At 50.9% G+C, this 19,600-nt stretch carries 36 protein-coding genes; 34 read left to right on the plus strand and 2 right to left on the minus strand.

Annotated features, from left to right (window positions below; translation table 11 throughout):
- Positions 1–2 precede the first annotated feature (2 nt).
- Positions 3–203: a YheV family putative zinc ribbon protein gene (locus LG383_RS20920; protein WP_106995303.1), complete on the plus strand. Its 201-nt coding sequence runs from the start codon at positions 3–5 to the stop codon at positions 201–203.
- 94 nt (positions 204–297) lie between these two features.
- On the plus strand, positions 298–888 hold the full coding sequence (gene slyD / locus LG383_RS20925) for a peptidylprolyl isomerase (protein ID WP_106995169.1): 591 nt from the start codon (positions 298–300) through the stop codon (positions 886–888).
- Positions 889–940: 52 nt separating this feature from the next.
- Here slyD and LG383_RS20930 read toward each other — a convergent pair whose 3' ends face one another.
- On the minus strand, positions 941–1,159 hold the full coding sequence (locus tag LG383_RS20930) for a protein SlyX (RefSeq protein ID WP_106995168.1): 219 nt from the start codon (positions 1,157–1,159) through the stop codon (positions 941–943).
- A gap of 236 nt (positions 1,160–1,395) precedes the next feature.
- Between LG383_RS20930 and fkpA the strand changes: the two genes are divergently transcribed.
- The 11 genes from fkpA to bfr all read left to right on the plus strand — a co-directional run bounded on the left by fkpA (position 1,396) and on the right by bfr (position 9,589).
- Positions 1,396–2,214: an FKBP-type peptidyl-prolyl cis-trans isomerase gene (fkpA, locus tag LG383_RS20935; RefSeq protein ID WP_106995167.1), complete on the plus strand. Its 819-nt coding sequence runs from the start codon at positions 1,396–1,398 to the stop codon at positions 2,212–2,214.
- Between the two features lie 164 nt (positions 2,215–2,378).
- Positions 2,379–3,101, plus strand: coding sequence for a transcriptional regulator (locus tag LG383_RS20940; protein WP_106995166.1), 723 nt, complete (start codon positions 2,379–2,381; stop codon positions 3,099–3,101).
- On the plus strand, positions 3,101–3,487 hold the full coding sequence (gene tusD, locus LG383_RS20945) for a sulfurtransferase complex subunit TusD (protein WP_225760082.1): 387 nt from the start codon (positions 3,101–3,103) through the stop codon (positions 3,485–3,487). Before LG383_RS20940 ends, tusD begins: the two co-directional genes overlap by 1 nt.
- Entirely contained in the window at positions 3,487–3,846 is a 360-nt protein-coding gene (gene tusC, locus LG383_RS20950; RefSeq protein WP_225760083.1) for a sulfurtransferase complex subunit TusC, read from the plus strand. The genes tusD and tusC overlap by 1 nt, the downstream gene beginning before the upstream one ends.
- A 7-nt stretch (positions 3,847–3,853) precedes the next feature.
- Positions 3,854–4,141, plus strand: coding sequence for a sulfurtransferase complex subunit TusB (gene tusB, locus LG383_RS20955; RefSeq protein WP_106995163.1), 288 nt, complete (start codon positions 3,854–3,856; stop codon positions 4,139–4,141).
- A gap of 124 nt (positions 4,142–4,265) precedes the next feature.
- Positions 4,266–4,640, plus strand: a complete 375-nt coding sequence (rpsL, locus tag LG383_RS20960) for a 30S ribosomal protein S12 (RefSeq protein ID WP_003023654.1) — start codon at positions 4,266–4,268, stop codon at positions 4,638–4,640.
- 96 nt (positions 4,641–4,736) lie between these two features.
- Positions 4,737–5,207, plus strand: a complete 471-nt coding sequence (gene rpsG, locus LG383_RS20965) for a 30S ribosomal protein S7 (protein ID WP_106995162.1) — start codon at positions 4,737–4,739, stop codon at positions 5,205–5,207.
- Positions 5,208–5,303: 96 nt separating this feature from the next.
- Entirely contained in the window at positions 5,304–7,418 is a 2,115-nt protein-coding gene (gene fusA / locus LG383_RS20970) for an elongation factor G (protein ID WP_106995161.1), read from the plus strand.
- A 67-nt stretch (positions 7,419–7,485) separates the two neighbouring features.
- The gene (gene tuf, locus LG383_RS20975) at positions 7,486–8,670 is read left to right on the plus strand and encodes an elongation factor Tu (RefSeq protein WP_166181223.1); all 1,185 of its coding nucleotides are present in this window, start codon (positions 7,486–7,488) and stop codon (positions 8,668–8,670) included.
- Positions 8,671–8,847: 177 nt separating this feature from the next.
- Positions 8,848–9,042: a bacterioferritin-associated ferredoxin gene (gene bfd, locus LG383_RS20980; RefSeq protein ID WP_003863268.1), complete on the plus strand. Its 195-nt coding sequence runs from the start codon at positions 8,848–8,850 to the stop codon at positions 9,040–9,042.
- A gap of 70 nt (positions 9,043–9,112) precedes the next feature.
- On the plus strand, positions 9,113–9,589 hold the full coding sequence (bfr, locus tag LG383_RS20985; RefSeq protein WP_106996079.1) for a bacterioferritin: 477 nt from the start codon (positions 9,113–9,115) through the stop codon (positions 9,587–9,589).
- On the opposite strand, the gene LG383_RS20990 is transcribed toward bfr, so the two are convergent.
- Positions 9,573–10,046, minus strand: a complete 474-nt coding sequence (locus LG383_RS20990) for an A24 family peptidase (protein WP_225760084.1) — start codon at positions 10,044–10,046, stop codon at positions 9,573–9,575. The genes bfr and LG383_RS20990 overlap by 17 nt on opposite strands.
- Positions 10,047–10,433: 387 nt before the next feature.
- Here LG383_RS20990 and rpsJ point away from each other — a divergent pair, with 387 nt between their 5' ends.
- From rpsJ to rplO, 21 genes are all read left to right on the plus strand, one after another.
- A complete protein-coding gene (rpsJ, locus tag LG383_RS20995) occupies positions 10,434–10,745 on the plus strand; it encodes a 30S ribosomal protein S10 (protein WP_001181005.1) in 312 nt (103 codons plus the stop codon).
- A 32-nt stretch (positions 10,746–10,777) separates the two neighbouring features.
- Positions 10,778–11,407 carry a 50S ribosomal protein L3 gene (gene rplC, locus LG383_RS21000; protein WP_016538466.1) on the plus strand — a complete coding sequence of 210 codons (630 nt, stop codon included), beginning with the start codon at positions 10,778–10,780 and terminating at the stop codon, positions 11,405–11,407.
- Between the two features lie 10 nt (positions 11,408–11,417).
- Complete coding sequence (gene rplD, locus LG383_RS21005; protein WP_106996077.1) at positions 11,418–12,023, plus strand: 50S ribosomal protein L4; 606 nt, start codon at positions 11,418–11,420, stop codon at positions 12,021–12,023.
- Complete coding sequence (gene rplW / locus LG383_RS21010) at positions 12,020–12,322, plus strand: 50S ribosomal protein L23 (protein WP_004868363.1); 303 nt, start codon at positions 12,020–12,022, stop codon at positions 12,320–12,322. The genes rplD and rplW overlap by 4 nt, the downstream gene beginning before the upstream one ends.
- Before the next feature lie 17 nt (positions 12,323–12,339).
- Positions 12,340–13,161, plus strand: coding sequence for a 50S ribosomal protein L2 (rplB, locus tag LG383_RS21015; protein ID WP_000301869.1), 822 nt, complete (start codon positions 12,340–12,342; stop codon positions 13,159–13,161).
- Between the two features lie 16 nt (positions 13,162–13,177).
- On the plus strand, positions 13,178–13,456 hold the full coding sequence (gene rpsS / locus LG383_RS21020; protein WP_001138115.1) for a 30S ribosomal protein S19: 279 nt from the start codon (positions 13,178–13,180) through the stop codon (positions 13,454–13,456).
- Positions 13,457–13,470: 14 nt separating this feature from the next.
- Positions 13,471–13,803, plus strand: coding sequence for a 50S ribosomal protein L22 (gene rplV / locus LG383_RS21025; protein WP_002919773.1), 333 nt, complete (start codon positions 13,471–13,473; stop codon positions 13,801–13,803).
- Positions 13,804–13,820: 17 nt separating this feature from the next.
- Positions 13,821–14,522 (plus strand): 30S ribosomal protein S3, encoded by a 702-nt coding sequence (gene rpsC, locus LG383_RS21030; RefSeq protein ID WP_000529945.1) that lies wholly within the window; start codon positions 13,821–13,823, stop codon positions 14,520–14,522.
- Between the two features lie 12 nt (positions 14,523–14,534).
- The gene (gene rplP / locus LG383_RS21035; RefSeq protein WP_002919759.1) at positions 14,535–14,945 is read left to right on the plus strand and encodes a 50S ribosomal protein L16; all 411 of its coding nucleotides are present in this window, start codon (positions 14,535–14,537) and stop codon (positions 14,943–14,945) included.
- Positions 14,945–15,136: a 50S ribosomal protein L29 gene (gene rpmC, locus LG383_RS21040; RefSeq protein WP_032614707.1), complete on the plus strand. Its 192-nt coding sequence runs from the start codon at positions 14,945–14,947 to the stop codon at positions 15,134–15,136. Before rplP ends, rpmC begins: the two co-directional genes overlap by 1 nt.
- Positions 15,136–15,390: a 30S ribosomal protein S17 gene (rpsQ, locus tag LG383_RS21045; RefSeq protein ID WP_008503489.1), complete on the plus strand. Its 255-nt coding sequence runs from the start codon at positions 15,136–15,138 to the stop codon at positions 15,388–15,390. Before rpmC ends, rpsQ begins: the two co-directional genes overlap by 1 nt.
- Positions 15,391–15,555: 165 nt before the next feature.
- Entirely contained in the window at positions 15,556–15,927 is a 372-nt protein-coding gene (gene rplN / locus LG383_RS21050) for a 50S ribosomal protein L14 (RefSeq protein WP_004160583.1), read from the plus strand.
- Between the two features lie 10 nt (positions 15,928–15,937).
- A complete protein-coding gene (rplX, locus tag LG383_RS21055) occupies positions 15,938–16,252 on the plus strand; it encodes a 50S ribosomal protein L24 (RefSeq protein WP_016538464.1) in 315 nt (104 codons plus the stop codon).
- A gap of 14 nt (positions 16,253–16,266) precedes the next feature.
- Positions 16,267–16,806 (plus strand): 50S ribosomal protein L5, encoded by a 540-nt coding sequence (gene rplE / locus LG383_RS21060; protein WP_032614703.1) that lies wholly within the window; start codon positions 16,267–16,269, stop codon positions 16,804–16,806.
- A 14-nt stretch (positions 16,807–16,820) separates the two neighbouring features.
- Positions 16,821–17,126: a 30S ribosomal protein S14 gene (rpsN, locus tag LG383_RS21065; RefSeq protein ID WP_032614701.1), complete on the plus strand. Its 306-nt coding sequence runs from the start codon at positions 16,821–16,823 to the stop codon at positions 17,124–17,126.
- 30 nt (positions 17,127–17,156) lie between these two features.
- Complete coding sequence (rpsH, locus tag LG383_RS21070; protein ID WP_032614699.1) at positions 17,157–17,549, plus strand: 30S ribosomal protein S8; 393 nt, start codon at positions 17,157–17,159, stop codon at positions 17,547–17,549.
- A 12-nt stretch (positions 17,550–17,561) separates the two neighbouring features.
- On the plus strand, positions 17,562–18,095 hold the full coding sequence (gene rplF, locus LG383_RS21075; protein ID WP_166184325.1) for a 50S ribosomal protein L6: 534 nt from the start codon (positions 17,562–17,564) through the stop codon (positions 18,093–18,095).
- 9 nt (positions 18,096–18,104) lie between these two features.
- Positions 18,105–18,458 (plus strand): 50S ribosomal protein L18, encoded by a 354-nt coding sequence (gene rplR / locus LG383_RS21080; protein ID WP_032614694.1) that lies wholly within the window; start codon positions 18,105–18,107, stop codon positions 18,456–18,458.
- A gap of 14 nt (positions 18,459–18,472) precedes the next feature.
- Positions 18,473–18,973: a 30S ribosomal protein S5 gene (gene rpsE, locus LG383_RS21085; RefSeq protein WP_106996075.1), complete on the plus strand. Its 501-nt coding sequence runs from the start codon at positions 18,473–18,475 to the stop codon at positions 18,971–18,973.
- A gap of 6 nt (positions 18,974–18,979) precedes the next feature.
- Positions 18,980–19,159: a 50S ribosomal protein L30 gene (rpmD, locus tag LG383_RS21090; RefSeq protein WP_003863301.1), complete on the plus strand. Its 180-nt coding sequence runs from the start codon at positions 18,980–18,982 to the stop codon at positions 19,157–19,159.
- A gap of 3 nt (positions 19,160–19,162) precedes the next feature.
- Positions 19,163–19,597 (plus strand): 50S ribosomal protein L15, encoded by a 435-nt coding sequence (rplO, locus tag LG383_RS21095; RefSeq protein ID WP_032614692.1) that lies wholly within the window; start codon positions 19,163–19,165, stop codon positions 19,595–19,597.
- Positions 19,598–19,600: the final 3 nt, after the last annotated feature.

A 19,600-nucleotide genomic window follows, 5' to 3' on the forward strand; every position in this document is an offset into this window, starting at 1 on the left:
TGATGGCGATTCGTAAACGCTTTATCGCCGGTGCGAAATGCCCGGCCTGCCAGGCTCAGGACACGCTGGCGATGTGGCGAGAGAACAATATCGATATTGTTGAGTGTGTTAAGTGCGGACACCAGATGCGTGAGGCGGATAAAGAGGCTCGCGAGCATGTTCGCAAAGAAGAGCAAGTGATCGGGATTTTTCATCCGGACTAGCGATATGCCCTGAGTTTTTTTAAGCTAAAGGGTACACGGGTGCAGATTTCCGTTACAATCTGCGCCAGCAATTTTCCCACGCTCAGGAGATATCATGAAAGTAGCAAAAGACCTGGTGGTCAGCCTGGCCTATCAGGTACGTACAGAAGACGGTGTGTTGGTTGATGAGTCTCCGGTGAGTGCGCCGCTGGACTACCTGCACGGTCACGGTTCCCTGATTTCCGGTCTGGAAAACGCGCTGGACGGTCATGAAGTTGGCGATAAATTTGACGTTGCTGTAGGCGCAAACGACGCTTACGGTCAGTACGATGACAACCTGGTGCAGCGCGTTCCTAAAGACGTGTTCATGGGCGTTGACGAACTGCAGGTTGGCATGCGTTTCCTGGCTGAAACTGACCAGGGTCCGGTTCCAGTAGAAATCACTGAAGTTGAAGATGACCACGTTGTGGTTGATGGCAACCATATGCTGGCTGGCCAGAACCTCAAGTTCAACGTTGAAGTGGTAGCTATCCGCGAAGCCACTGAAGAAGAGCTGGCTCACGGCCACGTTCACGGTGCGAACGGTCATGACCACGACCACGATCACGGTCACGACGGTTGCTGCGGCGGTCACGGCCACGATCACGACCATGGTCACGACCACGGTAAAGGTGGTTGCGGTAATGGCGGTTGCGGTTGCCACTAAGCTTCACGGCTTAAAGCTCAAAAAAGCGGGAATATCCCGCTTTTTTTACGTCTCAATAATGGGGCGGCGGCGTCTCTTCCGACTGCGACGCAATGTGTGATGACTGCGACGCTTTCACTTTTTCGGTTAACAGACGCAGCAGATCCCGCAGCTTGGCCATTTCAAGCTCGTGGGCCGTTACGGTCTGATTCAACTCATCGATGGTGATCTCCTGAAAAGCCAGGCGGCTTTCGAGTTCAGCCAGTCGTGCTTCCATATCTGTATCCTGCATGATTCACCTCGTTGGTCTCTGTTGCCCCGTCCGGGGCTGGCGGCGGCGAATTTTACCCGAGATTATCTTCGCGCGCAGTAAACATCCCATTGCTGCGAAACTAATTTAAACAAAAATAGTCTGAAATGTGGTGCGAATCAGGGGTGTCTACCTGTAGATTTGTTCCTCAACGTTTTATAGTACGCTTCTCAATTACGCTTAATACGGGGTGAGAGTCCCCGGCCCTGGAGAAATGGATGAAATCACTGTTTAAAGTAACGCTGCTGGCGACCACGATGGCCGTCGCTCTGCATGCGCCGCTGACTTTCGCTGCCGATACTGCAGCAAAGCCTGCTGCGACTGCTGACAGCAATGCGGCGTTCAAAAATGACGACCAGAAGTCAGCCTACGCGCTGGGCGCATCTCTGGGCCGTTACATGGAAAACTCTCTGAAAGAGCAAGAAAAACTGGGCATCAAGCTGGATCAGGCTCAGCTGATCGCCGGTGTTCAGGATGCATTTGCTGATAAGAGCAAACTGTCAGACCAGGAAATCGAGCAAACTCTGCAGGCTTTCGAAGCGCGCGTGAAAGGCGCAGCGCAGGAGAAGATGGAGAAAGACGCGACTGAAAACGAAACGAAAGGCAAAACCTACCGTGAAGCTTTCGCTAAAGAGAAGGGCGCAAAAACCTCTCCAACTGGCCTGGTCTATAAAATAGAGAAAGAAGGTACCGGCGACGCACCGAAAGACAGCGATACCGTAGTGGTAAACTACAAAGGTACCCTGACCGATGGTAAAGAGTTCGATAACTCTTACACCCGTGGTGAGCCGCTCTCCTTCCGTCTGGATGGTGTTATCCCAGGCTGGACTGAAGGCCTGAAGAACATCAAGAAAGGCGGTAAAATCAAGCTGGTCATCCCACCGGATCTGGCCTACGGCAAAACTGGCGTCCCGGGTATCCCGGCTAACTCCACCCTGGTATTTGACGTAGAGCTGCTGGATATCAAACCAGCACCGAAGGCGGATGCTAAGCCGGACGCGAAGCCAGAAGCGCCAGCTGAAGCCACCAAGAAGTAAATCGGTAACAACCGCCGCTCCTGAAGCGGCGGTTTTTTTATTATGGTGCAGATATAATTAACACTGGAAGCGCTACCTACGCTGTATTAATTTAGTTGCCCGTGTAAATAATGAGCCTGCCCTGAAAACCTACCGACAGGCTCCTGAAAAGGAGTGTTTTTTTCATGACCAGGTCGCTTTTAACCAACGAAACCAGCGAACTTGATCTGCTGGATCAACGTCCTTTCGATCAGACCGATTTCGATATTCTGAAATCCTACGAAGCGGTAGTGGACGGGTTAGCGATGCTCATTGGGTCCCACTGCGAAATCGTATTGCACTCCCTGCAAGATCTGAAATGTTCTGCCATCCGCATTGCCAATGGTGAGCATACTGGCCGTAAAATTGGCTCGCCAATCACCGACCTTGCACTGCGTATGCTGCACGACATGACCGGTGCGGACAGCAGCGTCTCAAAATGTTATTTCACCCGCGCCAAGAGCGGTGTCCTGATGAAGTCCGTGACGATTGCCATCCGCAACCGCGATCATCGGGTGATTGGTTTGCTGTGCATCAACATGAATCTCGATGTGCCGTTCTCCCAGATCATGAACACCTTTATTCCACCAGAAACGCCGGATGTCGGATCCGCTGTTAACTTTGCCTCCTCGGTAGAAGACCTCGTCACCCAGACGCTGGAGTTCACCATCGAAGAAGTGAATGCCGATCGCAATGTGTCTAACAACGCCAAGAATCGTCAGATCGTGCTTAACCTCTACGAGAAAGGCATTTTTGATATCAAAGATGCGATTAACCAGGTGGCCGATCGTCTCAATATCTCTAAGCACACGGTGTATCTCTACATCCGTCAGTTCAAAAGCGGCGACTTCCTGGGGCACGAAAAGTAATGCGTTTTGCATTAATGGTGACAGGCCCGGCGTACGGTACGCAGCAAGCCAGCAGTGCGTTGCAGTTTGCGCGTGCGCTGCTGGGTGCCGGACACGAACTGGTCAGTATCTTTTTTTATCGTGAAGGTATTTATAACGCCAACCAGCTGACGTCCCCCGCTTCCGATGAGTTTGACCTGGTGCGCGCATGGCAATCCCTGAACCAGCAGCACGGGGTTGAGCTGCATATTTGTGTGGCGGCAGCGCTCCGTCGCGGCGTAAGCGATGCAAATGAAGCGCAGCGTCTGGGCCTGCCAGCCGCCAATCTTAATGACGGCTTTTCACTCAGTGGCCTTGGGGCGCTGGCTCAAGCCGCATTAACCTGCGACAGAATGGTGCAATTCTGATGAACCGCGTGGCTTTTGTCTTTGCCTCTGCTCCGCATGGCAGTGCCGCCGGCAGGGAAGGGCTGGATGCGTTACTGGCGACCTCCGCGCTGACAGAAGAGATCGGCGTATTCTTTATCGGCGACGGCGTGTTTCAGCTGCTGGCCGGCCAGCAACCGCAGGCCGTGCTGGCGCGCGACTACATCGCGACCTTTAAGGTCTTGCCGCTGTATGACATCGAGACGTTCTACGTCTGTGCCGCCTCCCTGCAGGCGCGCGGTCTGAGTGAAAGCACCCCCTTTGTTCTCGACGCTACGGTGGTTGTGCCGGAGGTGCTGCGTGAACATCTCTCCCACTTCGATACCATCCTGACATTCTGAGGCCGTCATGCTCCATACTTTGAGCCGCTCCCCCTGGCACTGCGACATCGATAGCCTGATGAGAATGGTGCGGGAAGGTGATGCCCTGCTGCTGATCCAGGATGGCGTTCTGGCGGCGGTAGAAGGCAACCGCTTTGTTGATATTCTCAGTAATGCCCCCATCTCAGTCTCTGCGCTTAAAGATGATATCGATGCTCGCGGTCTTGCTGGTCAAATTTCAACCAGGATTGACGTGGTTAGCTATACTGATTTCGTTAATCTGGCCGTCCAGCACGCTGGTCAAATGAACTGGTGATGTGAGATCGCTGTATATTTCTTGACACCTTTTCGACGTAGCCCTAAAATTTCGCGTCCTCATATTGTATGAGGTCGTTTTATTACGTGTTTACGAAGCAAAAGCTAAAACCAGGAGCTATTTAATGGCAACAGTTAACCAGCTGGTACGCAAACCACGCGCTCGCAAAGTTGCAAAAAGCAACGTGCCTGCGCTGGAAGCCTGCCCGCAGAAACGTGGTGTATGTACTCGTGTGTATACCACTACCCCTAAAAAACCAAACTCCGCACTGCGTAAAGTATGCCGTGTGCGTTTGACTAACGGTTTTGAAGTGACTTCCTACATCGGTGGTGAAGGTCACAACCTGCAGGAACACTCCGTGATCCTGATCCGTGGCGGTCGTGTAAAAGACCTTCCGGGTGTTCGTTACCACACCGTTCGTGGTGCGCTTGACTGCTCCGGCGTTAAAGACCGTAAGCAATCTCGCTCTAAGTACGGCGTGAAACGTCCTAAGGCTTAATGGTTCTCCGTTAAGTAAGGCCAAACTGATTTATCTTAATGTCACACTAAACTCTTAGAGTTTTGGACAATCCTGAATTAACAACGGAGTATTCCCATGCCACGTCGTCGCGTCATTGGTCAGCGTAAAATTCTTCCAGATCCGAAATTCGGATCAGAACTGCTGGCAAAATTTGTAAACATCCTGATGGTAGATGGTAAAAAATCTACTGCAGAAGCAATCGTATACAGCGCGCTTGAGACCCTGGCTCAGCGCTCTGGTAAAACCTCACTGGAAGCTTTCGAAGTCGCTCTGGACAACGTTCGCCCGACTGTTGAAGTTAAGTCCCGCCGCGTAGGTGGTTCTACTTATCAGGTTCCAGTTGAAGTTCGTCCGGTCCGTCGTAATGCTCTGGCAATGCGTTGGATCGTTGAAGCTGCTCGTAAACGCGGTGATAAATCCATGGCTCTGCGTCTGGCGAACGAACTTTCTGATGCTGCAGACAACAAAGGTACTGCAGTTAAGAAACGTGAAGACGTTCACCGTATGGCAGAAGCCAACAAGGCGTTCGCACACTACCGTTGGTAATCCCTTCGGAGTCATAGTCACCAGGCGGGCGCTTCAGCGAAGCAGCCCGCTTTGGGTTACTTAACTGAACGCCTAAAAAGATAAACGAGGAATCAAATGGCTCGTACAACACCCATCGCACGCTACCGTAACATTGGTATCAGTGCGCACATCGACGCCGGTAAAACCACTACCACCGAACGTATTCTGTTCTACACCGGTGTAAACCATAAAATCGGTGAAGTTCATGACGGCGCCGCTACCATGGACTGGATGGAGCAGGAGCAGGAGCGTGGTATTACCATTACCTCCGCAGCGACTACTGCATTCTGGTCTGGTATGGCTAAGCAGTATGAACCGCATCGCGTAAACATCATCGACACCCCGGGGCACGTTGACTTCACTATCGAAGTAGAACGTTCCATGCGTGTTCTTGATGGTGCGGTAATGGTTTACTGCGCAGTTGGTGGTGTTCAGCCACAGTCTGAAACCGTATGGCGTCAGGCAAACAAATACAAAGTTCCACGCATTGCGTTCGTTAACAAAATGGACCGCATGGGTGCAAACTTCCTGAAAGTTGTTGGTCAGATCAAATCCCGTCTGGGCGCGAACCCTGTTCCGCTGCAGCTGGCAATTGGTGCTGAAGAAGGCTTCACCGGCGTTATCGACCTGGTGAAAATGAAAGCCATCAACTGGAACGATGCTGATCAGGGCGTTACCTTCGAATATGAAGATATCCCGGCTGACATGCAGGACCTGGCTGACGAATGGCACCAGAACCTGATCGAGTCCGCTGCAGAAGCTTCAGAAGACCTGATGGAGAAATACCTGGGTGGTGAAGAACTGACTGAAGAAGAGATCAAAACAGCTCTGCGTCAGCGCGTTCTGAACAACGAAATCATCCTGGTAACCTGTGGTTCTGCGTTCAAGAACAAAGGTGTTCAGGCGATGCTGGATGCGGTAATTGATTACCTGCCAGCTCCGACTGACGTACCTGCAATCAACGGTATGCTGGATGACGGTAAAGATACCCCATCTGAGCGTCATGCTAGTGATGACGAGCCGTTTGCTGCACTGGCATTCAAAATCGCTACCGACCCGTTTGTAGGTAACCTGACGTTCTTCCGCGTGTACTCTGGCGTGGTTAACTCTGGTGATACCGTATACAACCCGGTTAAATCAGCTCGTGAGCGTTTTGGCCGTATCGTTCAGATGCATGCTAACAAGCGTGAAGAGATCAAAGAAGTTCGCGCGGGCGACATTGCTGCGGCAATCGGCCTGAAAGACGTGACTACAGGTGACACCATCTGTGATCCGGATAACGTGATCATTCTTGAGCGTATGGAATTCCCGGAACCGGTAATCTCCATCGCAGTAGAACCGAAAACCAAAGCTGACCAGGAAAAAATGGGTCTGGCTCTGGGCCGTCTGGCTAAAGAAGACCCATCATTCCGCGTATGGACTGATGAAGAATCTAACCAGACCATCATCGCTGGTATGGGCGAACTGCACCTCGACATCATCGTTGACCGTATGAAGCGTGAATTCAACGTTGAAGCTAACGTAGGTAAACCTCAGGTTGCTTACCGTGAAGCGATTCGTCAGAAAGTTACCGATGTTGAAGGTAAACACGCTAAGCAGTCTGGTGGTCGTGGTCAGTATGGTCACGTTGTGATCGACATGTACCCACTGGAGCCGGGCTCTAACCCTAAAGGTTACGAGTTCATCAACGACATCAAAGGTGGTGTAATTCCTGGTGAATACATCCCTGCCGTTGATAAAGGCATCCAGGAGCAGCTGAAGTCTGGTCCACTGGCTGGTTACCCGGTTGTAGACATGGGTGTTCGTCTGCACTTCGGTTCTTACCATGACGTTGACTCCTCTGAACTGGCGTTTAAACTGGCCGCTTCTATCGCCTTTAAAGAAGGCTTTAAGAAAGCGAAACCAGTTCTGCTTGAGCCGATCATGAAGGTTGAAGTAGAAACTCCGGAAGAGAATACCGGTGACGTTATCGGTGACCTTAGCCGTCGTCGTGGTCAGCTGAAAGGTCAGGAATCTAACGCTACTGGTGTTCAGATTCATGCTGAAGTTCCGCTGTCTGAAATGTTCGGATATGCAACTCAGCTGCGTTCTCTGACCAAAGGTCGTGCTTCTTACTCCATGGAGTTCCTGAAGTATGATGATGCGCCGAACAACGTTGCTCAGGCCGTAATTGAAGCCCGTGGTAAATAAGCCGTAGGGTTAAAATCTAAGTCCCGTGCCCCTTCGGTGAGGGGGCACTATAGTAAGGAATATAGCCGTGTCTAAAGAAAAATTTGAACGTACAAAACCGCACGTCAACGTTGGTACTATCGGCCACGTTGACCACGGTAAAACTACCCTGACCGCTGCAATCACTACCGTTCTGGCTAAAACCTACGGTGGTTCTGCTCGTGCATTCGACCAGATCGATAACGCACCAGAAGAAAAAGCTCGTGGTATCACCATCAACACTTCCCACGTTGAATATGACACCCCGACTCGCCACTACGCACACGTAGACTGCCCGGGCCACGCCGACTATGTTAAAAACATGATCACCGGTGCTGCGCAGATGGACGGCGCGATCCTGGTTGTTGCTGCGACTGACGGCCCTATGCCTCAGACCCGTGAGCACATCCTGCTGGGTCGTCAGGTAGGCGTTCCTTTCATCATCGTGTTCCTGAACAAATGCGACATGGTTGATGACGAAGAGCTGCTGGAACTGGTTGAGATGGAAGTTCGTGAACTTCTGTCCCAGTACGACTTCCCGGGCGACGACACCCCAATCGTTCGTGGTTCTGCACTGAAAGCGCTGGAAGGCGAAGCACAGTGGGAAGAGAAAATCATCGAACTGGCTGGCTACCTGGATTCCTACATCCCAGAGCCAGAGCGTGCGATTGACAAGCCGTTCCTGCTGCCTATCGAAGACGTATTCTCTATCTCCGGCCGTGGTACTGTTGTTACCGGTCGTGTAGAGCGCGGCATCATCAAAGTGGGTGAAGAAGTTGAAATCGTTGGTATCAAAGATACTGCGAAATCAACCTGTACCGGCGTTGAAATGTTCCGCAAACTGCTGGACGAAGGTCGTGCAGGCGAGAACTGCGGCGTTCTGCTGCGTGGTATCAAGCGTGAAGAGATCCAGCGTGGCCAGGTTCTGGCTAAGCCAGGCTCTATCAAGCCACACACCAAGTTCGAATCTGAAGTGTACATCCTGTCCAAAGACGAAGGCGGCCGTCATACTCCGTTCTTCAAAGGCTACCGTCCACAGTTCTACTTCCGTACTACTGACGTGACCGGTACCATCGAACTGCCAGAAGGCGTTGAGATGGTAATGCCAGGCGACAACATCAAGATGGTTGTTACCCTGATCCACCCAATCGCAATGGACGATGGTCTGCGCTTCGCAATCCGCGAAGGTGGCCGTACCGTTGGCGCGGGTGTTGTTGCTAAAGTTCTGGGCTAATTAATTATCCCTGAATTAAAAAGGACGCTTCGGCGTCCTTTTTTGTTGTCTTACATTTCTCCCTGTCACAAATTTTCGCATTTTTTGTTGGCTCCCGCCCCGCCTCTTCATGCTTGTGCTATTGTAATCATAATTATTCTCACTTACACTTTGCGCATATTTTGAACGGGAGTGGTTATGTACGTTTGTTTATGTAATGGTGTGAGTGATAAAAAAATCCGTCAGGCCGTTCGCCAGTTTCAACCACAATCTTTTCAGCAGCTGCGTAAGTTTGTTCCGGTGGGAAATCAATGCGGTAAGTGCGTTCGCGCTGCCCGTGAGATCATGCAGGACGAATTGATGCAGATCCCGGAATTCAAAGAGATTGCCTGAGGCTCATTCTTTTTTTTGACATCCCTGTAGCCCCATCTACGCTTCAATAAGTGGAAGCGGAGGGACTATAATGAAAGGTGATATTAAAATCATAAGTTATCTCAATAAATTATTGGGAAATGAGCTTGTCGCAATCAATCAATACTTTCTCCACGCGAGAATGTTCAAGAACTGGGGTCTGACTCGCCTCAACGACGTCGAATACCATGAATCCATTGATGAAATGAAACACGCCGATAAGTACATCGAGCGTATTTTGTTTCTTGAGGGGATCCCCAACCTGCAGGATCTCGGCAAGCTGGGTATCGGTGAAGATGTCGAAGAGATGCTGCGATCCGATCTGACGCTGGAACTCGAAGGCGCAAAAGATCTGCGTGAAGCTATCGCTTACGCGGACAGCGTTCACGATTACGTCAGCCGCGATATGATGATTCAGATCCTGGCTGATGAAGAAGGACATATCGACTGGCTGGAAACGGAGCTGGATCTAATCGGTAAAATCGGTCTGCAGAATTATCTCCAGTCGCAGATTAAAGTGGAAAGCTGATCAGGCTTGGCCCACCCATAATTAAACCTGCTGCCGCCATGAAAGGTCCAAAGGGCAGTGGGTTTTTTAATATCTGTTCTCCGGGTTTAAACAGGGATCGTATCAATAGATAGAGAATCGCCAGCAAAGCTGCCGATAAGGCCAGAGCAGGAAGCACACACCAGCCATGCCATGCGCCCAGCGCCCCCAGATATTTCACGTCGCCGTATCCCAGCCCCTCACGTTTACGTATCAGTTTGTAAGCCCAATAAATAATCGCAAAGCCGGCGTAACCCGTTATTGCACCTAAGACCGCGCTGGCCAGAAAGTCGGGTTGAAGACAGAGGTGATAGAGCAAACCTGCCCAGAGTAGTGGACACAGGTATCTGTCCGGAAGCAGATGCGAGCGGATATCCTCACGAACTAATAAGCAGGTTAAACCCAGGTAGACAACAAGGAAGGGGAGGGTAGTGAGCATCGTTAATGGCCTCTATGAAATCTGTACGGCCATACTCCACTCAATTCCTGGGGTTAAACAAACGGCAAAACTCAACCCTGCGTGAAGCCTTCCCGACTAACGTCTTACCGTCGCAACGTTACATCGTTTTTACGAGCCGCCATGCAAAACTGACCTGTCCCGTCTATTTCCTAAACGGGGCTTGCGTCCTGCTCAGATTTACGTATAATGCGCGGGCTTGTCGTAATTGACAGCTGGTTCAATCTGAACCCAGGCAATACTGTTTTTCGTTGCCTAACAATGCTCCCAATTGGGGAGCTACGTAAGAACGGTTACACTCTCCCATCAATCGTAATGGGTTTGAGTAGTAATCATTTTCGTTTATAAAATAATTGGAGCTCTGGTCTCATGCAGAACCAAAGAATCCGTATCCGTCTTAAAGCGTTTGATCATCGTCTGATCGATCAATCAACCGCGGAAATCGTCGAGACTGCTAAGCGCACTGGTGCGCAAGTCCGTGGTCCGATCCCGCTGCCGACCCGCAAAGAGCGCTTTACCGTTCTGATCTCTCCGCACGTTAACAAAGACGCGCGTGATCAGTACGAAATCCGCACTCACAAGCGTCTGGTTGACATCGTTGAGCCAACCGAGAAAACCGTTGATGCTCTGATGCGTCTGGATCTGGCTGCCGGTGTAGACGTGCAGATCAGCCTGGGTTAATCAGGTCATCGAGCGATTGAGAGGTTGATACAATGATTGGTTTAGTCGGTAAAAAAGTGGGCATGACCCGCATCTTCACTGAAGATGGCGTATCTATCCCAGTAACCGTAATCGAAGTTGAAGCAAACCGCGTTACTCAGGTTAAAGACCTGGCTAACGATGGCTACCGTGCCGTTCAGGTTACCACTGGTGCTAAAAAAGCTAACCGTGTAACCAAACCGGAAGCGGGTCACTTCGCTAAAGCTGGCGTTGAAGCTGGCCGTGGTCTGTGGGAATTCCGTCTTGCTGAAGGCGAAGAGTTCACCGTAGGTCAGGACATTAGCGTTGAGCTGTTTGCAGAAGTTAAAAAAGTTGACGTAACCGGTACCTCTAAAGGTAAAGGTTTTGCTGGTACCGTTAAGCGCTGGAACTTCCGTACTCAGGATGCTACGCACGGTAACTCCTTGTCCCACCGCGTACCGGGTTCTATCGGTCAGAACCAGACTCCGGGCAAAGTGTTCAAAGGCAAGAAAATGGCAGGTCAGCTGGGTAACGAACGTGTGACCGTTCAGAGCCTGGACGTAGTACGTGTTGACGCTGAGCGCAACCTGCTGCTGGTTAAAGGTGCTGTTCCGGGTGCAACCGGTAGCGACCTGATCGTTAAACCAGCTGTGAAGGCGTAAGGGGATAGCAATGGAATTAGTATTGAAAGACGCGCAGAGCGCGCTGACTGTTTCCGAAACTACCTTCGGTCGTGATTTCAACGAAGCGCTGGTTCACCAGGTTGTTGTTGCTTATGCAGCTGGTGCTCGTCAGGGTACTCGTGCTCAGAAGACTCGTGCTGAAGTAACTGGTTCCGGCAAAAAGCCGTGGCGCCAGAAAGGTACCGGCCGTGCGCGTTCAGGTTCTGTTAAGAGCCCGATCTGGCGTTCCGGTGGCGTGACCTTCGCTGCTCGCCCGCAGGACCACAGTCAAAAAGTTAACAAAAAGATGTACCGCGGCGCGCTGAAAAGCATCCTGTCCGAACTGGTACGTCAGGATCGTCTGATCGTTGTCGAATCTTTCTCTGTAGAAGCGCCTAAAACTAAGCTGCTGGCACAGAAACTGAAAGACATGGCTCTGGAAGATGTGCTGATCATCACCGGTGAGCTGGACGAGAACCTGTTCCTGGCCGCACGTAACCTGCACAAGGTTGACGTACGCGATGCGACTGGTATCGACCCGGTTAGCCTGATCGCCTTCGACAAAGTCGTAATGACTGCTGATGCTGTTAAGCAAGTTGAGGAGATGCTGGCATGATTCGTGAAGAACGTCTGCTGAAGGTGCTTCGTGCACCGCACGTTTCTGAAAAAGCGTCTGCTGCGATGGAAAAAACTAACACCATCGTTCTCAAAGTTGCTAAAGACGCGACCAAAGCAGAAATCAAAGCTGCTGTGCAGAAACTGTTTGAAGTCGAAGTCGAAGTCGTTAACACCCTGGTAGTTAAAGGGAAAGTTAAACGTCACGGACAGCGTATCGGTCGTCGTAGCGACTGGAAAAAAGCTTACGTCACCCTGAAAGAAGGCCAGAACCTGGACTTCGTTGGCGGCGCTGAGTAAGTCGGAGGAGTAATACAATGGCAGTTGTTAAATGTAAACCGACATCTCCGGGTCGTCGCCACGTCGTTAAAGTGGTCAACCCAGAGCTGCACAAGGGCAAACCTTTTGCTCCGCTGGTTGAAAAAAACAGCAAATCCGGTGGTCGTAACAACAATGGCCGCATCACCACTCGTCACATCGGTGGTGGTCACAAGCAGGCTTACCGTATTGTTGACTTTAAACGCAACAAAGACGGTATCCCAGCTGTTGTTGAGCGTCTTGAGTACGATCCGAACCGTTCCGCGAACATCGCGCTGGTTCTGTACAAAGATGGCGAGCGCCGTTACATTCTGGCCCCTAAAGGCCTGAAAGCTGGCGACCAGATTCAGTCTGGCGTTGATGCTGCAATCAAAGCAGGTAACACCCTGCCGATGCGCAATATCCCGGTTGGTTCTACCGTTCATAACGTAGAAATGAAACCAGGTAAAGGCGGTCAGCTGGCACGTTCCGCTGGTACTTACGTTCAGATCGTTGCACGCGATGGTGCTTATGTCACCCTGCGTCTGCGTTCTGGTGAAATGCGTAAAGTCGAAGCAGACTGCCGCGCTACTCTGGGCGAAGTTGGCAATGCTGAGCATATGCTGCGCGTTCTGGGTAAAGCAGGTGCTGCACGCTGGCGTGGTGTTCGTCCTACCGTTCGCGGTACTGCGATGAACCCAGTCGACCACCCACATGGTGGTGGTGAAGGTCGTAACTTTGGTAAGCACCCGGTAACTCCGTGGGGCGTTCAGACCAAAGGTAAGAAGACCCGCAGCAACAAGCGTACTGATAAATTTATCGTACGTCGCCGTAGCAAATAATATTAGAGGATAAGCCATGCCACGTTCTCTCAAGAAAGGTCCTTTTATTGACCTGCACTTGCTGAAGAAGGTAGAGAAAGCGGTGGAAAGCGGAGACAAGAAGCCCCTGCGCACTTGGTCCCGTCGTTCAACGATCTTTCCTAACATGATCGGTTTGACCATCGCTGTCCATAATGGTCGTCAGCACGTTCCAGTCTTTGTTTCCGACGAAATGGTCGGTCACAAACTGGGTGAATTCGCACCGACTCGTACTTATCGCGGCCACGCTGCTGATAAAAAAGCGAAGAAGAAATAAGGTAGGAGGAAGAGATGGAAACTTTAGCTCAACATCGCCATGCTCGTTCTTCTGCTCAGAAGGTTCGCCTTGTTGCTGACCTGATTCGCGGTAAGAAAGTGTCGCAGGCCCTGGACATCCTGACCTATACCAACAAGAAAGCTGCGGTATTGGTTAAGAAGGTACTGGAATCTGCCATTGCTAACGCTGAACACAACGATGGCGCTGACATTGACGATCTGAAAGTCGCGAAAATCTTCGTAGACGAAGGCCCAAGCATGAAGCGCATTATGCCGCGTGCGAAAGGTCGTGCAGATCGCATCCTGAAGCGCACCAGCCACATTACTGTGGTTGTGTCCGATCGCTGAGACTCTGGAGACTAGCAATGGGTCAGAAAGTACATCCTAATGGTATTCGCCTGGGTATTGTAAAACCATGGAATTCAACCTGGTTTGCGAACACCAAAGAATTCGCTGACAACCTGGACAGCGATTTTAAAGTACGTCAGTACCTGACTAAGGAACTGGCTAAAGCGTCTGTATCTCGTATCGTTATCGAGCGTCCAGCTAAGAGCATCCGTGTGACCATTCACACTGCTCGTCCTGGCATCGTAATCGGTAAGAAAGGCGAAGACGTAGAAAAACTGCGCAAGGTCGTAGCGGATATCGCTGGCGTTCCTGCACAGATCAATATCGCTGAAGTTCGTAAGCCTGAACTGGACGCTAAATTGGTTGCTGACAGCATCACTTCACAGCTGGAACGTCGCGTTATGTTCCGTCGTGCTATGAAGCGTGCTGTACAGAACGCAATGCGTCTGGGCGCTAAAGGTATCAAAGTTGAAGTTAGCGGCCGTCTGGGCGGCGCGGAAATCGCACGTACCGAATGGTACCGCGAAGGTCGCGTACCGCTGCACACTCTGCGTGCTGACATCGACTACAACACCTCTGAAGCGCACACCACTTACGGTGTAATCGGCGTTAAGGTATGGATCTTCAAAGGTGAGATCCTGGGTGGTATGGCTGCTGTTGAACAACCGGAAAAACCGGCTGCGCAACCTAAAAAGCAGCAGCGTAAAGGCCGTAAATAAGGAGCGTCGCTGATGTTACAACCAAAGCGTACAAAATTCCGTAAAGTGCACAAAGGCCGCAACCGTGGTCTGGCGCAGGGTACGGATGTTAGCTTCGGCACTTTCGGTCTGAAAGCTGTTGGCCGTGGTCGTCTGACTGCACGTCAGATCGAAGCAGCACGTCGTGCTATGACCCGTGCAGTTAAGCGTCAAGGTAAAATTTGGATCCGTGTATTCCCGGACAAACCAATTACCGAGAAGCCGCTGGAAGTTCGTATGGGTAAAGGTAAAGGTAACGTGGAGTACTGGGTTGCCTTGATCCAACCGGGCAAAGTCCTGTATGAAATGGACGGCGTTCCGGAAGAGCTGGCCCGTGAAGCCTTCGGTCTGGCAGCAGCGAAACTGCCTATCAAAACCACCTTTGTAACTAAGACGGTGATGTAATGAAAGCAAATGAGCTGCGTGAAAAAAGCGTAGAAGAGCTGAACGCTGAGCTGCTGAACCTGCTGCGTGAGCAGTTCAACCTGCGTATGCAGGCTGCAAGTGGCCAGCTGCAACAGACTCACCTGCTGAAGCAAGTGCGTCGTGATGTTGCACGCGTTAAGACTTTACTGACTCAGAAGGCGGGTGCGTAATGACCGATAAAATCCGTACTCTGCAAGGTCGTGTTGTTAGCGACAAAATGGAGAAATCCATCGTTGTAGCTATCGAACGTATTGTGAAACACCCGATCTACGGTAAATTCATCAAGCGTACGACCAAACTGCACGTACATGACGAGAACAACGAATGTGGTATCGGCGACAAGGTTGAAATCCGTGAATGCCGTCCACTGTCCAAGACTAAGTCCTGGACGCTGGTTCGCGTTGTAGAGAAAGCGGTTCTGTAATAGAGTAGCCTTCTCGATACGAATAAACGGCTCAGCAATGAGCCGTTTATTTTTTCTACCCATATTGTAGAAGCGGTGTTATAATGCCGCGCCCTCGATATGGGGCTTTTTAACGGCTCTGATTTTAGAGTCTCAGGTAGTAGTTGACATTAGCGGAGCACTGAAATGATCCAAGAACAGACTATGCTGAACGTCGCCGACAACTCCGGTGCACGTCGCGTAATGTGTATCAAGGTTCTGGGTGGCTCGCACCGTCGCTACGCAGGCGTAGGCGACATCATCAAGATCACCATCAAGGAAGCAATTCCACGTGGTAAGGTCAAAAAAGGTGATGTGCTGAAAGCGGTAGTGGTGCGCACCAGGAAGGGTGTTCGTCGCCCTGACGGTTCTGTCATTCGCTTCGATGGTAATGCATGCGTTATTTTAAATAATAACAGCGAGCAGCCTATCGGCACGCGTATCTTTGGGCCGGTAACTCGTGAACTTCGTACTGAAAAGTTCATGAAAATTATCTCTCTGGCACCAGAAGTACTCTAAGGAGCGAATCATGGCAGCGAAAATCCGTCGTGATGACGAAGTTATCGTGTTAACCGGTAAAGATAAAGGTAAACGCGGTAAAGTAAAAAATGTTCTGTCTTCCGGCAAGATCATTGTTGAAGGTATCAACCTGGTTAAGAAACATCAGAAGCCGGTTCCGGCCCTGAACCAACCAGGTGGCATCGTTGAAAAAGAAGCTGCTATTCAGGTTTCTAACGTTGCACTCTTCAATGCGGCAACCGGTAAGGCTGACCGTGTAGGCTTTAGATTCGAAGACGGCAAAAAAGTCCGTTTCTTCAAATCTAATAGCGAAACTATCAAGTAATTTGGAGTAGTACGATGGCGAAACTGCATGATTACTACAAAGACGAAGTAGTTAACAAACTCATGACTGAGTTTAACTACAATTCTGTCATGCAAGTCCCTCGGGTCGAGAAGATCACCCTGAACATGGGTGTTGGTGAAGCGATCGCTGACAAGAAACTGCTGGATAACGCAGCAGCTGATCTGACAGCAATCTCCGGTCAAAAGCCGTTGATCACCAAAGCACGCAAATCTGTTGCAGGCTTCAAAATCCGTCAGGGCTATCCGATCGGCTGTAAAGTAACTCTGCGTGGCGAACGCATGTGGGAGTTCCTTGAGCGCCTGATCTCTATTGCTGTACCTCGTATCCGTGACTTCCGTGGCTTGTCCGCTAAGTCTTTCGACGGTCGTGGTAACTACAGCATGGGTGTCCGTGAGCAGATCATCTTCCCAGAGATCGACTACGATAAAGTCGATCGCGTGCGTGGTTTGGATATTACCATTACCACTACTGCGAACTCTGACGAAGAAGGCCGTGCTCTACTGGCTGCGTTTGACTTCCCGTTCCGCAAGTAAGGTAGGGTTACTGAATGGCTAAGCAATCAATGAAAGCACGCGAAGTAAAACGCGTAGCTTTAGCTGATAAATTCTTCGCTAAACGCGCTGAACTGAAAGCGATCATTTCTGATGTGAACGCTTCCGACGAAGATCGTTGGAATGCTGTTCTCAAGCTGCAGTCTCTGCCGCGTGATTCCAGCCCGTCTCGTCAGCGTAACCGCTGTCGTCAAACAGGTCGTCCACATGGTTTCGTGGGCAAGTTCGGGTTGAGCCGTATCAAACTGCGTGAAGCCGCCATGCGCGGTGAAGTACCAGGCTTGAAAAAGGCTAGCTGGTAATTACCAATTGAATCACGGGAGTAAAGACAGATGAGCATGCAAGATCCGATCGCGGATATGCTGACCCGTATCCGTAACGGTCAGGCCGCGAACAAAGTTGCGGTCACCATGCCTTCCGCCAAGCTGAAAGTGGCAATTGCCAACGTGCTGAAGGAAGAAGGTTTTATCGAAGATTTTAAAGTTGAAGGCGACACCAAGCCGGAACTGGAACTTACTCTTAAGTATTTCCAGGGTAAAGCTGTTGTAGAAAGCATTCAGCGTGTCAGCCGCCCAGGCCTGCGCATCTATAAGAAAAAAGATGAGCTGCCAAAAGTTATGGCCGGCATGGGTATCGCAGTTGTTTCTACCTCAAAAGGTGTTATGACTGATCGTGCAGCGCGCCAAGCTGGTCTTGGTGGCGAAATTATCTGCTACGTAGCCTAATCGGAGGAAAGAATGTCTCGTGTTGCTAAAGCACCGGTCGTTATTCCTGCCGGCGTTGATGTAAAAATCGACGGTCAGGTTATTACGATCAAAGGTAAAAATGGCGAGCTGACTCGTACCCTCAACAAAGCTGTTGAAGTTACTCATGCAGACAATGCACTGAACTTCGGTCCACGTGATGGTTTCGTGGATGGATGGGCTCAGGCTGGTACCGCGCGTGCCCTGCTGAATTCAATGGTTGTTGGTGTTACCGAAGGCTTCACTAAAAAGCTTCAGCTGGTTGGTGTAGGTTATCGTGCAGCGATCAAAGGGAATGCAGTAGGCCTGTCTCTGGGCTTCTCACACCCTGTTGAGCATCCGCTGCCGGCCGGTATCACTGCAGAATGTCCGACTCAAACTGAAATCGTGCTGAAAGGCGCTGATAAACAGCTGATCGGTCAGGTTGCAGCAGATCTGCGCGCCTACCGTCGTCCTGAGCCTTACAAAGGCAAGGGTGTTCGTTACGCCGACGAAGTCGTGCGTACCAAAGAGGCTAAGAAGAAGTAAGGTAACACTATGGATAAGAAATCTGCTCGTATCCGTCGTGCGACCCGCGCACGCCGCAAGCTCAAAGAGCTGGGTGCAACTCGCCTGGTGGTACATCGTACCCCGCGTCATATTTACGCACAGGTAATTGCACCAAACGGTTCTGAAGTTCTGGTAGCTGCTTCTACTGTAGAAAAAGCTATTACTGAACAATTGAAGTACACCGGTAACAAAGACGCCGCTGCAGCTGTAGGTAAAGCTGTTGCTGAACGCGCTCTGGAAAAAGGCATCACAGTTGTGTCCTTTGACCGTTCCGGGTTCCAATATCATGGTCGCGTCCAGGCACTGGCAGATGCTGCCCGTGAAGCTGGCCTTCAGTTCTAAGGTAGAGGTGTAAGATGGCTCACATCGAAAAACAGGCTGGCGAACTGCAGGAAAAGCTGATCGCGGTTAACCGCGTATCTAAAACCGTTAAAGGTGGTCGTATTTTCTCCTTCACAGCTCTGACTGTTGTTGGTGATGGTAATGGTCGCGTTGGTTTTGGTTACGGTAAAGCGCGTGAAGTTCCAGCAGCGATCCAGAAAGCGATGGAAAAAGCCCGTCGCAATATGATTAACATCGCGCTGAACCACGGCACCCTGCAGCACCCTGTTAAGGGTACTCACACGGGTTCTCGTGTCTTCATGCAGCCAGCTTCCGAAGGTACCGGTATCATCGCCGGTGGTGCAATGCGCGCCGTTCTGGAAGTTGCTGGAGTTCATAACGTTCTGGCTAAAGCATATGGTTCCACCAACCCGATTAACGTGGTTCGTGCAACTATTGATGGCCTGGAAAATATGAAATCTCCAGAAATGGTCGCTGCCAAGCGTGGTAAATCCGTTGAAGAAATTCTGGGGTAATTGACCATGGCAAAGACTATTAAAATTACACAAACCCGCAGTGCAATCGGACGTCTGCCGAAACATAAGGCAACGCTGCTTGGCCTGGGTCTGCGTCGTATTGGTCATACCGTTGAGCGCGAGGATACTCCTGCTGTTCGTGGTATGGTCAACGCGGTTTACTTCATGGTTAAAGTTGAGGAGTAAGAGATGCGTTTAAATACTCTGTCTCCGGCCGAAGGCTCTAAAAAGGCGGGTAAACGCCTGGGTCGTGGTATCGGTTCTGGCCTCGGCAAAACCGGTGGTCGTGGTCACAAAGGTCAGAACTCTCGTTCTGGCGGTGGCGTACGTCGCGGTTTCGAGGGTGGCCAGATGCCACTGTACCGTCGTCTGCCGAAGTTCGGCTTCACCTCTCGCAAATCAGCGATCACAGCCGAAGTTCGTCTGTCTGACCTGGCGAAAGTTGAAGGCGGCGTTGTAGACCTGAACACGCTGAAAGCAGCAAACATTATCGGTATCCAGATCGAGTTCGCGAAAGTGATCCTGGCTGGTGAAGTTTCTACTCCGGTAACTGTTCGTGGCCTGCGTGTTACTAAAGGTGCTCGTGCTGCTATCGAAGCTGCTGGCGGTAAAATCGAGGAATAAGTA

This window comes from Leclercia sp. Marseille-Q4284, from assembly GCF_916618945.1.
Taxonomy (GTDB): domain Bacteria; phylum Pseudomonadota; class Gammaproteobacteria; order Enterobacterales; family Enterobacteriaceae; genus Enterobacter; species Enterobacter tamurae.